This is a genomic window from Sulfitobacter geojensis, from assembly GCF_000622325.1.
Taxonomy (GTDB): domain Bacteria; phylum Pseudomonadota; class Alphaproteobacteria; order Rhodobacterales; family Rhodobacteraceae; genus Sulfitobacter; species Sulfitobacter geojensis.
On the sequence record NZ_JASE01000005.1, the window covers coordinates 3,007,373 to 3,021,633 of the forward strand.

General features: G+C 54.6%; 9 protein-coding genes and 2 pseudogenes. 9 read left to right on the forward strand and 2 right to left on the reverse strand.

Annotation, left to right across the window (positions count from 1 at the left end; all coding sequences use genetic code 11):
• Nucleotides 1–6: 6 nt before the first annotated feature.
• The 7 genes and pseudogenes from Z947_RS0116660 to Z947_RS21205 all read left to right on the forward strand — a co-directional run bounded on the left by Z947_RS0116660 (nt 7) and on the right by Z947_RS21205 (nt 11,078).
• Nucleotides 7–3,396 carry an Eco57I restriction-modification methylase domain-containing protein gene (locus Z947_RS0116660; protein ID WP_025045422.1) on the forward strand — a complete coding sequence of 1,130 codons (3,390 nt, stop codon included), beginning with the start codon at nt 7–9 and terminating at the stop codon, nt 3,394–3,396.
• On the forward strand, nt 3,393–5,738 hold the full coding sequence (gene pglZ, locus Z947_RS0116665) for a BREX-1 system phosphatase PglZ type B (protein ID WP_025045423.1): 2,346 nt from the start codon (nt 3,393–3,395) through the stop codon (nt 5,736–5,738). Before Z947_RS0116660 ends, pglZ begins: the two co-directional genes overlap by 4 nt.
• Nucleotides 5,735–7,786 (forward strand): protease Lon-related BREX system protein BrxL, encoded by a 2,052-nt coding sequence (gene brxL, locus Z947_RS0116670; RefSeq protein ID WP_025045424.1) that lies wholly within the window; start codon nt 5,735–5,737, stop codon nt 7,784–7,786. The genes pglZ and brxL overlap by 4 nt, the downstream gene beginning before the upstream one ends.
• A gap of 179 nt (nt 7,787–7,965) precedes the next feature.
• Nucleotides 7,966–9,571, forward strand: a pseudogene (gene istA / locus Z947_RS21195) (IS21 family transposase).
• Nucleotides 9,561–10,344: pseudogene (gene istB / locus Z947_RS21200) on the forward strand (IS21-like element helper ATPase IstB). The pseudogenes istA and istB overlap by 11 nt, the downstream one beginning before the upstream one ends.
• 58 nt (nt 10,345–10,402) lie before the next feature.
• Complete coding sequence (locus Z947_RS21935; protein WP_081781168.1) at nt 10,403–10,705, forward strand: DUF2087 domain-containing protein; 303 nt, start codon at nt 10,403–10,405, stop codon at nt 10,703–10,705.
• Nucleotides 10,698–11,078 carry a GFA family protein gene (locus Z947_RS21205; protein WP_037938989.1) on the forward strand — a complete coding sequence of 127 codons (381 nt, stop codon included), beginning with the start codon at nt 10,698–10,700 and terminating at the stop codon, nt 11,076–11,078. The genes Z947_RS21935 and Z947_RS21205 overlap by 8 nt, the downstream gene beginning before the upstream one ends.
• 121 nt (nt 11,079–11,199) lie before the next feature.
• Here the strand turns inward: Z947_RS21205 and Z947_RS21210 are convergent, their stop codons facing one another.
• Together Z947_RS21210 and Z947_RS0116700 are read right to left on the reverse strand one after the other, a co-directional pair.
• The gene (locus tag Z947_RS21210; RefSeq protein WP_025045425.1) at nt 11,200–11,916 is read right to left on the reverse strand and encodes an ArdC family protein; all 717 of its coding nucleotides are present in this window, start codon (nt 11,914–11,916) and stop codon (nt 11,200–11,202) included.
• A 270-nt stretch (nt 11,917–12,186) separates the two neighbouring features.
• Complete coding sequence (locus Z947_RS0116700; RefSeq protein WP_025045426.1) at nt 12,187–12,732, reverse strand: recombinase family protein; 546 nt, start codon at nt 12,730–12,732, stop codon at nt 12,187–12,189.
• A 351-nt stretch (nt 12,733–13,083) separates the two neighbouring features.
• Between Z947_RS0116700 and Z947_RS0116705 the strand changes: the two genes are divergently transcribed.
• Nucleotides 13,084–13,971 carry a hypothetical protein gene (locus Z947_RS0116705; protein WP_025045427.1) on the forward strand — a complete coding sequence of 296 codons (888 nt, stop codon included), beginning with the start codon at nt 13,084–13,086 and terminating at the stop codon, nt 13,969–13,971.
• A 1-nt stretch (nt 13,972) separates the two neighbouring features.
• Entirely contained in the window at nt 13,973–14,257 is a 285-nt protein-coding gene (locus Z947_RS0116710) for a hypothetical protein (protein ID WP_025045428.1), read from the forward strand.
• Nucleotides 14,258–14,261: the final 4 nt, after the last annotated feature.

The following is a 14,261-nucleotide window of genomic DNA, read 5'->3' on the forward strand; positions in this document are numbered from 1 at the left end:
ACCGGTATGCAGCCGCTTGAAAAGACCCTTAGGAACCAACTGGAGCGCACTGTAAAAGCAGCGCGGACAGTGGCCGAAAGCGCAGCCGAAGCAGCGCTTCAACAACTGGGCGTCGGTGAGGCGTCCGCATTCGCACACATGTCGGATGAAGAAACCGATCTTCGGCGACGTTTGCGTATTCACGGACGTCAGTTGGGTGACAAGCGCCATTCCGAAAGGAAAACGCAGGAACTTGACCGGCTGATCGAAGAAGTCGGGTACGAGCATTGGCACCGTATGCTCTTCGCCCGCTTTCTGGCCGAGAACAACCTGCTCATGTACCCCGACCCCAGCGGGCCGGTCGCCGTCTCTCTCGAGGAATGCGAAGACCTTGCCGCCGATGAAGGCGCGGCCAACGGATGGGAACTGGCGGCTCAATACGCGGCCAGGATGCTGCCGCAGATCTTCCGGCTGGACTCCCCCGTATTCCAGCTGTCCTTGCCACCGGAATACCAGCAGCGGCTGGAGAAGCACGTTGAAAGCCTGCCGAGCGAGGTCTTCACGGCGTCGGACTCGCTCGGCTGGGTCTACCAGTTCTGGCAAGCGGACAACAAAGAGCGGATCAACAGATCCGAGGTGAAGATCGGCGCGCGGGAACTGCCCGCCGTCACGCAGCTGTTCACCGAACCCTATATGGTCAGCTTCCTGCTGGACAACGCTTTGGGGGCATGGTGGGCCGCCCGTCGATTGACAGAGCAGGACCTGAAAACCGCGACCAGCGAAGACGAACTGCGCCGCAAGGCGTCGTTCCCCGGTGTGCCGCTCGATTACCTGCGCTTTGTGCAGGACGAGGACGGCACTTGGGCCCCGGCGGCCGGAACGTTTGATGGGTGGCCTGAACAGCTGAAAGACCTCACCACGCTCGACCCTTGCTGCGGATCGGGGCACTTCCTTGTATCGATCTTCCTGATGCTGGTGCCGATGCGGATGGAATGCGACGGCCTGAGCGCGCAGGACTCGGTGGACGCGGTGCTGCGCGAGAACATCCACGGGTTAGAGATCGATCAGCGCTGTGTGGAACTGGCCGCTTTCGCACTGGCTCTGACGGCATGGAAATATCCCGATGCGGGCGGTTACCGTGCGCTGCCGGAATTGAACCTCGCCTGCTCTGGCCTGTCTGTCAGCGTGGCCAAGGAGGAGTGGAAGCAGCTTGGCTTTGGCAAGCAAAATCTAAGCATTGCGCTGGATTGGATGCACGATACGTTCCGCGATGCGCCTGTGCTTGGCAGTCTTTTGAACCCGGCGAAATCCGCTGCATCCAAGATTGTGGATTGGGATGATCTGTCTGCAACGCTCGACAAGGCGCTTAATCAAGAGACCCAAGCTGAAAGGCAGGAGGCAACAGTCGCCGCGCATGGCATTGCAAAAGCGGCAACGCTCTTGTCCGGTCATTTTGATTTAGTAATGACCAATGTTCCATATCTTAAGGGCGGCGATCACTCTGAAAAGCTGAAGGCGTTCTGTGAAAGAGATTACCCAAAATCTAAGTATGACCTTGCGACCGTTTTCATCGAACGATGTCAAGACTTTCTGTCATCAGCAGGTACTCTTGCGGTCGTAACCCAACAGTACTGGTTATTTCTAAAGTATTATGAAGGGTTGCGCTCAAAACTTCTAGCTGAAAGGCAAATTTCGTTTATTGCAAGACTTGGACCAGGCGCGTTTGAGACAATTTCAGGAGAAGTCGTAAATGTTTGCCTTCAGATCACCCACGCCGAAAAGCCAAATGCCGAAAGTAATATCTTTGGTTTTGAATTAGATGGAATCAACAACTTAAGTGACAAAATTCGTCATATATCGGAATCTGCACCACTCAAAACTTCTCAGATTTCACAGCTTAAGAACCCCGACTCTAGAATTTCCTTTGAGCTGAAAGAGGATTCTGGAAGTCAGCTTTCCGAGTTTGCAGACTTCGGGAAAGGTAGTGTTTCCGGTGATGGGCCTCATTATCTCCGGAAGTTTTGGGAATTTTCAAAGCTCGCCGAAGGGCATCAACTTTGGCTGAACAGTCCAGATTTAAGTTCGGCATGGACGGGACGGCAAGAAATCATTCTTTGGGGCGCAGGGGGCCATAACCCAGAAGTAGAAATAGGATTCCGTCACCATGGGCAACGTGTGTACGGAAAACGAGGGGTTGCGATAGGCAAAGCTGGAACGCTGCGTTTCACACCTTACAGCGGCGAATTATTCGACGACAATGTTGCGGTTATCCGACCTTATACGAAGGCTGATCTGAATGCCGTTTGGCAATTCTGCGTGTCTGGCCAGCTGCAGACGCTCCTGAGAATGCTGGACAAAAAGATGTCTGTGACTGCTGGAACGTTTACGAAAGTTCCCTTTGATCCCGCAAATGTCTCTTCGGTTAGTTTCGGTAATAGCCTCATCAAAGCGGCGACGAATGAATCCAATCAATGGATATTCCACGGCCATCCTTGTGGCTCCGTGACGTTAGATGAGAACAGCAATTGGATTTCTGATGGTAAGCTGCGAATCGACGATACGGTTCTTCAAGTCGCGGTCGCACGCCTGCTTGGCTATCGCTGGCCAGCCGAACTCGATCACGAAATGGAACTGGCGGATGAGCAACGCGCATGGGTGGACCGTTGCGACGCCCTGCTGCTCCACGCGGATGAAGACGGCATTGTCTGCATCCCGCCAATTCGCGGTGAAGCCAAGGCCGAAGACCGTCTGCTAAACCTGCTCGCAACCGCCTATGGCGACGCCTGGACGACCAGCACGCTGCCCCAGCTGCTGGCAAGCGCCGACCACGCGGGCAAATCGCTCGACACCTGGTTGCGCGACAAGTTCTTCACGCAGCACTGCAAGCTGTTCCAGCATCGCCCTTTCATCTGGCACATCTGGGACGGCCTGAAGGACGGCTTTGCCGCGCTGGTCAATTATCACAAGCTGGATCGCAAAACGCTCGAGACGCTGATCTACACCTATCTCGGCGACTGGATGAAAACCCAACGCGACGACATCGCTCGCGGTGTTGACGGCGCGCAGGAAAAGCTGGCTGCTGCCGAAGCGCTGAAGAAGAAGCTGGAGCTGATCCTGGAGGGTGAATCCCCGCACGACATCTTTGTGCGTTGGAAGCCGCTGGAGGAGCAGCCCATCGGCTGGGACCCCGATTTGAACGATGGAGTGCGCCTGAACATCCGTCCGTTCCTGACCGTCGGCGATGTGGCCAAACGGGATGCAGGTGTCCTGCGCGACAAGCCCAACATCAAATGGACCAAGGACCGCGGCAAGGATGTCGCCTCAGCCCCGTGGTTCGATACGTTCAATGGTGACCGCATCAACGATCATCATCTGAGCCTGGCCGAGAAGAAAGCCGCGCGGGAGGCCGCTAAGTGAAGGTGATCGACCGGTTGCAGAACGCTGTCCGTGGTGCGGCGGCCCATAATCCCGAGGTGCAGGTCAAACCCGCCTGCATCCTCTGGCCCGATCCGGACCGGCAGTGGGAAGCGGTTGTGCCGCAGCTTCAGGACGCCCTGCCGGAAATGGTGGTGCTTGGCGATTATGCACCGGAACGGCGCACAGGCCCTGCTATTTGGTTGCGCTGTGCCATCGCGGGGACCCTGGACAACATCGACTTTCCGGTTGGCAGCGTTCCGATCCTGTACCTGCCAGGTGTCGCGCGAACCGACCTACGCGCCGTGAACGAATGCCCCGACGCCCTCAAACCCCTCGCCGAGCTGCAATATCGCGGCACGATCTGGTCACAGGTCAGTGCCAAGGACTGGACTGTTCTGGCCTTCCTGAAATCTGCGCAGGGAGGCCTCGGCCTCGAGGTAACCGCCGACGCCGATACCCGAGCCGCCATGATCACCGCGCTGAACGAAGTGCTCGAGCAGGAGGTTTCCGCGCTTGACGGCAAAAGGCTGGACCGGGATTTCTTCAACGGTCTGTTGACCAGTGGGGACCTAACACGCGATGTGCTGACTTGGATCGATCAAGGCGACGCCTACACCGACCGCATCGGTCCGGCCGCCTGGGGAGCGTTCAGCAACATCTGCTCGTCCCAACTCGGCCTTGACCCCCGAACCGCTGGCGTTCTGACAGGTGCTGAAAAGCTTGCTGGCCGGGAGGGACAATGGGGCGCGGTTTGGGCGCGGTTCTGCGAAGCCCCGCAGCGATACCCGAACATTCCAAATACGCTTCGTAATTGTCAAATGCCGTCCTTTGATCTTTTGAGCGATATTTCAACAAGGGGGGCCTGGCCGCAATGGAACGATGCCGAAGAAGATTCACTGCGTCAAAAGCTCTTGGCACTCGGGGCGTCGACCGATGCGCAGGCGCGAACGACCTTGAAAGAGCTAGAAGAAAAACATGCGGCGAGGCGAACTCTGGTTTGGGCTGAAATGGGACACGCGCCGCTTGTCAAGTCGCTCAAGCATCTTGCTGTTCTAGCTGAAATAACAAAACAATCCCTGGCTGGCGGGACACTGGATGATGTTGAAACCAGCTACACCACAGGAGGTTGGAAAGCAGACGATGCAGTACTGTCCGCTTTGCAGGAGGCCCATACAGACGCCAACGCCACGTCAGTGATTGCCGCGTTAAGGTCGATTTATTTGCCTTGGGCCGAAGCGTCCGCACGCCATCTTCAGAAGCTGGTTGAAAGTGATGGCTACCCTGGTGGGTCAAATGCGTCAAAACCCAGAATAAGCCGCACAAACTCCGAATGCTTACTGTTCGTTGATGGGTTGAGGTTTGACCTAGGGAAACGGCTATCAATCAAACTAGAAAGCGCCGGACTGGAAGTAATTGAAACGCCAGCGTGGTCGGCTCTACCGAGCGTTACCTCGACCGCAAAACCTGCAGTGTCACCAGTGTTGCATAAGATCGAAGGACGCGACCAGAGCGAAGAATTCGATCCCTCAGTCGCTGCATCCGGGCAGTCTCTCAGGGGAGGTTATCATTTCAAGAAACTGATAACTGACGCGGGATATCAAATACTGAATCGAGGTGAAGTTGGCGATCCGTCCGGAACAGCTTGGACGGAATTGGCTGACATTGACCACGAAGGCCACGAACGCGGTTGGAAACTGGCTCGCCACATCGATGTATTGATCGCCGAGATAGAAAACCGCATCGTCCAGCTTCTAGAAAGCGGGTGGAAGAGCGTGCAAATTGTCACCGACCACGGGTGGCTCATGATTCCAGGAGGGTTGCCCAAAATCGAACTACCAACCGCTTTGTCGGTGAACAAATGGGGTCGGTGCGCGGCAATAAAACCTGGAGCGCAGACAGATATCCCCCTGTTTCCGTGGTTTTGGAACCCTTCCCATCACTTCGCCCTTGCCAACGGCATTGCCTGTTTCCGCTCGGGGCAAGAATACACTCATGGAGGATTGAGCCTCCAGGAATGCCTAACCCTTCACCTACAAGTGAGGCCTTCATCGAGCGCTCCAGCGACGACCGTTGAAATCTCAGATGTCGTTTGGAAGGGTTTGCGCTGCACGGCTGTTATCGCTGTTCCCAATGAGACTCTAACGCTTGATATTCGCCAGCAGCCGGCTAACCCAGGCAGCACTGTAGTAGTGAAACCAAAGCCGTTTTCAGCCTCAGGGTCCGCATCCGTCGTAGTCGACAACGAAGACCTAGAAGGGACCGAAGCAACACTGATCATTGTCAACGAAATAGGTGCAGCTGTTGGGCAAGTAACAATAAGTATTGGTGGAGAGGGTACATGATCGAACTCGACGACATTGACCGAAAGGCAGCAGCAAGCCTCGACGGGTACCTCGTTCGAAAAGACCTGGTCCGAACCTTCAGCCGACAGTACCCGGTTCCAACATACGTGGTGGAGTTTTTACTGGGCAGATACTGCGCCAGCATTGATCCAGAAGAGATCGAAGAAGGCTTGGAAATTGTCGAGCGGCAATTGAAATCTCGAACGGTTCGCGCGGGTGAAGAAGAGCTCTTTAAAGCTCGGGCCCGTGAAGAAGGCAACGTGAAGATCATAGATATCATCACTGCGAGGCTTGACGCCAAAACAGACTCTTACGTTGCATCTTTGCCAAGCTTGAGGCTGACAGATGTCCGAATTAGTCCAGAGCAAGTTCAGGAACATGAACGAATGTTGACCGGAGGTTTTTACGCCGAGGTCACGCTGAATTACGACGCGTCGATCGCCCAAGAAAGTAAGGGACGTCCCTTCGGGATTTCGGCGTTGCGGGAAATTCAGCTTTCTAAACGTAACGTGCTTGGCGATCTAGCGCAGGCACGTCAGACATTTAGTACGTCTGAGTGGAAAGACTTCTTGTTGCGATCAATTGGTATCGAACCGGTTGATCGTACAGCACGTCAGAAAGACGCAATTATGTTGCGTATGGTCCCATTCGTGGAGCGCAATTATAATTTGGTCGAATTAGGGCCCAGAGGCACAGGCAAGAGCCATCTGTTTCAGCAGGTCTCACCCTATTCACATCTGATTTCCGGCGGAAAGGCCACCGTAGCAAAGATGTTTGTAAACAATTCCAACGGACAACGCGGGCTTGTTTGCCAGTATGATGTCGTTTGTTTTGACGAAGTCTCCGGGATTTCATTCGATCAAAAAGACGGCGTCAATATTATGAAGGGGTACATGGAGTCGGGTGAGTTCAGCAGAGGCAAAGAAAGCATTCGCGCGGACGGCAGCATCGTACTGGTCGGAAACTTCGAAGTCGATGTCGAGCACCAACAGCGTATCGGTCACCTCTTTGGTCCGATGCCGCCGGAGATGAAAGACGACACGGCTTTCATGGATCGTATTCATGCCTTTTTACCTGGCTGGGACGTACCCAAAATCAACAAGGCGATACTGACTTCTCATTTTGGACTGGTGAGCGACTTCCTCTCCGAATGCTGGAGCCAGCTCCGGAACGAAAATCGCGTTGGTTTGCTTCAAGGAAAGGTATATTTTGGTGGTGCCCTATCGGGTCGTGATGCAAATGCTGTGAACAAAACGGCGAGTGGGCTGCTGAAGCTTCTATATCCGACACCAGATGACGTTCTCGACGAAGATATTGAGTGGGCTGTCCGAATTGCACTTGAGGCGCGTCGCCGGGTCAAAGAGCAACAGAAACGGATCGGGGCTGCCGAGTTCAGGAACACCCATTTCAGCTACACTATGGGCGATGACGGCGTCGAAAAATTCGTTTCAACGCCAGAATTACAGAATGACAATAGCATCGCAGGTGATCCATTGGAGCCTGGCCAAGTCTGGACTGTTGGACCAGGAGGCGAAGGTGAACACCCAGGGCTTTTTAGAATTGAAGTGAATGAAGGCCCAGGGTCTGGCGTTCGAATTCTAAACAAGCCAGTCCCCGCAGCTTTCAAGGAGAGCATTGGTTATGCCGAACAAAATCTCTATGCACGAGCGGCTCAGCTAGTTGGAGACAAGGACCCCCGTCATCACGAGTTCTCTGTTCAGCTCAGGGCATTTGACGCCGCGAAGACTGGCTCAAAAACAGGTGTTGCTGCATTGGTAGCCCTATGCACTGCCCTGCTAAAAAAACCTATTCGAGGCGGGTTGGTCATCGTTGGCGAGGTCAATTTAGGTGGCTCGATCGAGACCCTTCACAACCCCGTGGAAATGGTTGAAATCGCAGTAGAAAAGGGGGCGACAGCGATCCTGATGCCGGTTGCATGTAGACGGCAGCTTGTCGAATTGTCAGATGACATGGCGACGAAGGTTGATATTCAATTCTACTCAGACGCCCGTGATGCACTGCTTAAGGCAATCTCGGACATATCATGACATTGTGAGAGAAAGTGCCTGCTCAGGCAAAAGTATCACTTGAAATAAAACAAGAAATTAAGCGGATGTTAAATGTCCTTGAGAACTGACCCGGTAGCCCCATAAATTGTCACTGAGAATTGACCCATGTGCACACATGGCCCTGACGCTTTTGTTCAGGGAGATTTGGAGTGATCGACATGGGATTTTTGAGTGTCATTCGACGCTGGGCATTGCGTGATAAAATGCCGATACGAGAGATTGCGCGGCGCACGGGTTTATCTCGCAACACTATCCGGAAGTACCTGCGTGAAGGCGCGGCCGAACCGACGTTCAAGACACCGTCGAGGCCAAGCAAGCTGGATCCTTACGCGGATCGGTTGTCGGCATGGCTTTTGGCGCAGACCCGTAAATCTCGGAAAGAGCGGCGCAGCGTTAAGCTGATGCATGAAGATCTGGTTAAGCTCGGGTACGATGGATCCTATGAGCGCGTTGCCGCTTTTGCGCGTGCATGGCGGGCTGATCGGCATCGCGCAGAACAAACGACCGGGCGCGGGACATTTGTGCCTTTGATGTTCCAACCCCACTCTCACACATGCTTTGCATGTGTTGCCGTGCAACGGGTGAGGTGTTCCAGTTCGACTGGAGCGAAGACTGGGCCACGATCGGGGGCGAACGCGTCAAGTTGCAGGTGGCACACACCAAGCTCTCACACAGCCGCGCCTTTATTGTTCGGGCCTATCCTTTACAGACACATGAGATGCTGTTCGATGCCCACTGGCATGCATTCCGCGTGTTCGGCGGCGTTCCGGGACGAGGCATCTATGATAGCGAGACCTTGTTCGCCATTGGTTCAAGAACAATGGACGAGCGAAGACGGCCGTAGATCGTGTCGGTCGCGGGAAACAACGCGACATCAATGCGCGCTTCAAAGCGATGGCCAGCCATTACGTCTTTGAACCTGAGTTCTGCAATCTGGCGGCGGGCTGGGAGAAGGGCCAAGTTGAGAAGAACGTCCGCGATGCCCGGAACCGGCTGTGGCAGGTCATGCCTGTATTCAAGGATCTGGAGGAACTGAACCAGTGGCTTGAAGACCGTTGTATAGCCCTTTGGTCCGAGACTGCGCATCGCGCGTTACCTGGCACAGTCGCCGATGCTTGGGCCGCAGAGAGGCCAACGTTGATGACTCTGCCGCCAGCCTTCGATGGCTTTGTTGAGCATAGCAAGCGCGTGTCTCCGACCTGTTTGATCACCTTCGAGCGCAACCGCTACAGCGTCCCAGCCAGTTTTGCGAACCGGCGTGTGAGCCTGCATGTTTATCCAGAACAGCTTGTCCTTGTTGCAGAGGGTCAGACTGTTTGCACCCATGACCGGATTATCGACCGTTCTCATCGTAAACCAGGCAAGGTCATCTACGACTGGCGTCACTATTTGGCTGTCATACAACGCAAGCCCGGTGCCCTGCGCAATGGTGCGCCGTTTACAGAGATGCCGGACATCTTCTGTCGATTGCAAAACCACATGTTGCGTAAGGAAGGTGGAGATCGCGAGATGGTCGATATCCTGTCCTTAGTTTTGCACCATGATGAGAGCGCAGTTTTGCAAGCAGTTGAACTGGCACTGGAAGCCGGGGTGCCAACCAAGACGCATACCTTGAACCTGCTGCACAGGCTGATTGACCCAAAGCAGACAAATCACCCTGAGATCGATCCACCAGATGCCCTCGCTTTAGAAACGGCCCCAAAGGCAAATGTGGATCGCTACGACGACCTCAGACAGGTAGGAGGAAAACGCAATGCGTCATGATCCTGCAGGATCCTCCATCGTCATCATGCTGCGCAGTCTCAAGTTACAGGCATGGCGCACGCGGTCGATGACTTGGTTGCACAAGGTGCGCCCGTGTTTGAAGCTGCCTCACCTATGTTGTCCCAACTGCTCAAGGCGGAAATGGCCGAACGGGAAGTGCGATCGATTGCCTATCATACCAAAGTTGCGCGCTTCCCATCCTACAAGGACCTCGCAGGCTTTGACTTCGCATCGAGCGACATCAACGAAGCCACGGTCCGACAGCTCCATCGTGGCGAGTTCATAGAGAACGCGGAAAACGTCGTTCTGATCGGTGGGCCCGGCACCGGCAAAAGCCATGTCGCCACCGCAATCGGCGTCCAGGCCATCGAACACCACAGACGCAAAGTGCGCTTCTACTCGACTGTCGAACTGGTCAACGCATTGGAGCAGGAAAAGGCCCTTGGGAAGGCCGGGAAAATGGCTGAGATGCTCACAAAGTGGTCATCCTTGACGAGCTTGGCTACCTGCCGTTCAGCCCGTCCGGCGGTGCGTTGCTGTTCCACCTTCTGAGCAAACTCTACGAGCGCACCAGCGTCGTCATCACGACCAACCTCAGCTTCAGTGAATGGGCGCAGGTCTTCGGAGACGCAAAGATGACAACAGCGCTCCTCGACCGGCTCACGCACCGCTGCCACATCCTCGAAACAGGCAACGACAGCTACCGCTTCAAAGCCAGTTCAGAGGCAGCAAAGAAAACAACAAAGGAGACGCCAACATTGACCAAAACCTAACTGCTGATAAACAATAAAGGCGGGTCAAATCTCGGTGAAAATACCGGGTCAGTTCTCAATGACATTCAACAGTTCGGTACAGACCTTAGCGCTTTGGGCTTTGTGGGCGACGTTGCCGTCCAACACATCGCTCAGTGAGCGAACAGTGAATGATATCTTTGACGAGGAGCATCATTTTCAAGACTCAGCAACACTGCGCAGAACAATGATTTCCTGTGGCCTGCTGACAAGACAAGTAGATGGAACCGATTACCGAAGGGTCGAACAGAAACCACCCACAGAAGCAAAGGCTATCATACGCAAGCTGAGCGCCAGACGAAGTACGCGTTCGACAGGAAAGACGGAGATGCAGAATGCATGAAGGATCATGCCTGTGTGGAGCCGTTCATGTCACTGTTCACAGTGACTTGCCAGAGCCCAATGCTTGCCATTGCAAAGCATGCCGCAAACAAACCGGGCACTATGGGGCTTCGGTAGACCTTCCGGATGCTGCAATAGAGATAGACGGAAAAGAGCATGTCCGATGGTATCGGTCTTCAGAAAAAGTGCGTCGGGGCTTCTGCTCTATTTGCGGATCGACGCTTTTTTGGGACCCGATTCACCATGATTGGTCAGCAGTCGCCATGGGCGTCTTCGACGGCGCAACTGACACTGGCCTTTCCATGCATATCTTTGTATCGGAAAAGGGTGATTACTACAAAATTACGGACGGTCTTCCGCAGAACGAACGCTGATCTGCTCGTCGTTCAAGCTGGCATAGCCGACGTTCATCATCCTTGCAGCATTCGGTAAAGTGGACTTTTCGGCAGCCTTCGCTGCTTAACTCGCAAATGGCCGCTGTTTCTCACGGCAGTCTTATGCAGATTGAGATTGGCGAAATCCCAACGAAGTAGGAAGTTTTGGACGTGACCGCGGCATAATCCGAAGCTCGGCATTATGCACCAGCTCGTGCGCAAGAGTTGAATAGAACCCCTCGGCCGGGGTCGTGGTTTCGGTGCCTGTGAAGCGACGGCGCTCGGGCATGCGGATCACGTCCAGGGACGGGATGAAACATGCTTTGTCGCCCCCCTCTTCGATCTGTGCGCCTGTGGTGCGCGCGAACTCTTCTGCGCGTTGGATCGGGTCGAAGGTGGGTTCGTCTGGAAGCTTTTCGGCCACAACTTCGAAACCTTCCACCTGGGCGGCGTTGAAGACGCGGCTTGCGCGGGCCATCATGCGCTCACCTGCCTCTGCCTCGCCAGTTTCTTCATTCTCGTCCTCGACTTCGAAGGTCTTGTAGAAGACGACGAGCGAGGATTTTTCACCTTTGCGCACCTGGCAGCCTTTCTCCTGCCACTGGCGATACGTGCCCCAGACATTGGAAGGAAACTCGCAGGTCAGTGCGGACACCCAAAGGCTCAGGACATTGATGCCGTTGTAAGGGTTCTTGGATGCGATGTTGACTGGACGCTCAAAGCTGCCGCCTTTGCTCGTGATCCAGGGAAGCCGGAAGTCTCCGGCGGTTTCGATCGCATCGACGATGCGGTTGGTGATCTCCTGATGGATATCGAATTTCTGTGTCTTGCGGGCCATGAGCTTTATCCTTTAGCCGTTTGAAAGCCGCGACTGTCGCGGCCTGATGGCGACCGGTGAGGCAGGACCAAACAGCTCTTGCACCCCGAAGGGGCGGGCAAAGCGAAAAGACAGCGCATGCCGTTGCGAGGGCTGAGGGGGTCTGCCAGGGCTGCCCAGAAGAAGGCCGTGACTGGCGCGCTCAAAACTCTTGGTGAGAACGGGAGAAGCGTGCCCCGCAAAGCGGACACGAAGAGAAGGATCAAAATCAGGGGATCAGCGGTGCTGACGTTACTTGATGCGAGAAACCGTTGAGCGGGATACCCCAAGAACGCGGGCGATCTCGGCATTGTCCTGTCCGTCGAGACGCATCTTGAGAACCACGTCGCGCTGAAATTGTGAGAGTTTTGGGGGTCTGCCCAACCTGCGCCCTGCCCGTCTGGCACGTTCGCGGCCCTCTGCGGTGCGTTCGGCAATCAAGGATCGCTCGAACTCTGCAAGACCGCCCAAGACAGTGAGAATGAGTTTACCGGTGGGCGTGGTGGTATCTGCCCATGAATCCGTCAAAGCCTTCAACTTCGCGCCCTTGGTTTCGATCTCGTGGACGATATCCAGAAGATCACGCGTTGACCTGGCCAACCGATCGAGGCGCGTGATAATCAGCACATCCCCTTCGGAGAGGGTGACCAAGGCTTTCCTCAACTCGGGTCGATCGCTCCGCGCCCCGCTCATCGTCTCCTGGAACACGCAATCGCACCCTGCCGTGCCAAGCTGTTCAAGCTGAGCATCGAGGGTCTGGCCGGAAGTGGAAATGCGCGCGTAGCCGATCGAATTCATTCACGCATTATGAACGCGATTTCTGCACGCTCCAAGTAATTGATATCATTGGATCAAGAAAGGTGTGCATAAGTCTTGATTATTCGACGCAAGCTCAACCACTGCCGTAATCAGCCATTTGTGGCGTAAGCGGTCGAAGAACGCGGCGAGTTAATCCTTCTCATTAGGACTGTTAAGCGCCAGGGCCATCTTTTCGAACGTGATGACCTGTCAGCCCGCCACCCTCGGTCGAAGTGCTGAGACGCAGGAGGAATTAATGCAAATATTTTGCGTATACTTCATAAACAACTTGACGGACAGATATTGCACCCCCATAAAAGAATTATTCAAATATGCAGCGCGAGAATCATAATGCCAAGATTTACCAAAGAAAATGTCCTGGACGAACTTCGTCAGATCCTTCTCATTCAAGCCGATCACCTGGTGATCGCGGGTAGCGTTGAGCTTGCGGAAGCATTCATTGGATTTCCGCAGCCCGAGGGTAGCTGGAACTTTTTTGATCATGACCCAAAGCTGGTGGACTTGAGCCGTTTCAACATCGCACATCAGTTTGACTGGTGCTTTGATTATGCGTTCAACCCGAGTGTTCTTACAAGTCACGACGAAAGCTATGTCCAAGACTTGCTCGTGTTTATTGATGGCATACCAAGGTCAGATAATGGTGGTGACAGGCTTCCGTTCCTTACCGACCAAGGCTTGTGTCATACAGTTGCCGATGCGACCTACGCGCGTTTTGCGTTGGAAGAAGGGTTTGATTTGAGCACTCGACAGGTCGCCCTCATGGCAAACATGACGGAAGGTGCCGTCCGCAATGCCTTGGCGCAAAAAGGAGACGGGGGGTTGCGTGCAATCCCTGGAACAAAAAATCCAGTCATGATTGAACACGCTGAAGCCCTGACATGGCTTCAGGGTCGCCGCGGCTTCGTTCCCACCCCCGAAAACCTCCGAGACGATCGGTTTCTTACTGCGCAAATTGCGAATGAACGCACAACTCAAGGGCTGGGTAAGTTAGTCAGTCGCCTGTTGTGGCCAATTTTTGGGACGCCTGAGAAAGCCCCCGCACAACTTGGTTGGTCGCCAGAAAAACTGGAGGCTTGGACCAACGGCACACAGATATTCTCTGTCGAGGATGCCGCGCACCTTGCCACGGCACTTAAACTGGACGTGCCTCTTTTCGTGGGCAAAGCCCAGGAAGTGGTGCTCCGCCGCGAATTTGATCCTGAAGACAAGGAGGCATGAAATGACCACATTAACGTTCACACATCACGCTGAAGCGCGTTTGAATCAACGAGGCATTCCTCCGTTTGTTGTCGAGCTTCTCGACAGGTTCGGATCAGTTCGCCGGTCGTATGGCCAAGAGAAGGTCTACTTCGACAAACGCGGGAAAAAGGCGCTTCGAAAGCACTTTGGCGGCGCAAGGGGCATGCGGCTAATCGAGCCCTTTCTCGATGTTTACGCTGTTCTCACAGATGACGGCGCTGTCGTCACGGTGGGACATATCCAGAAGCGCATTGGCAGGGAGTGAAACC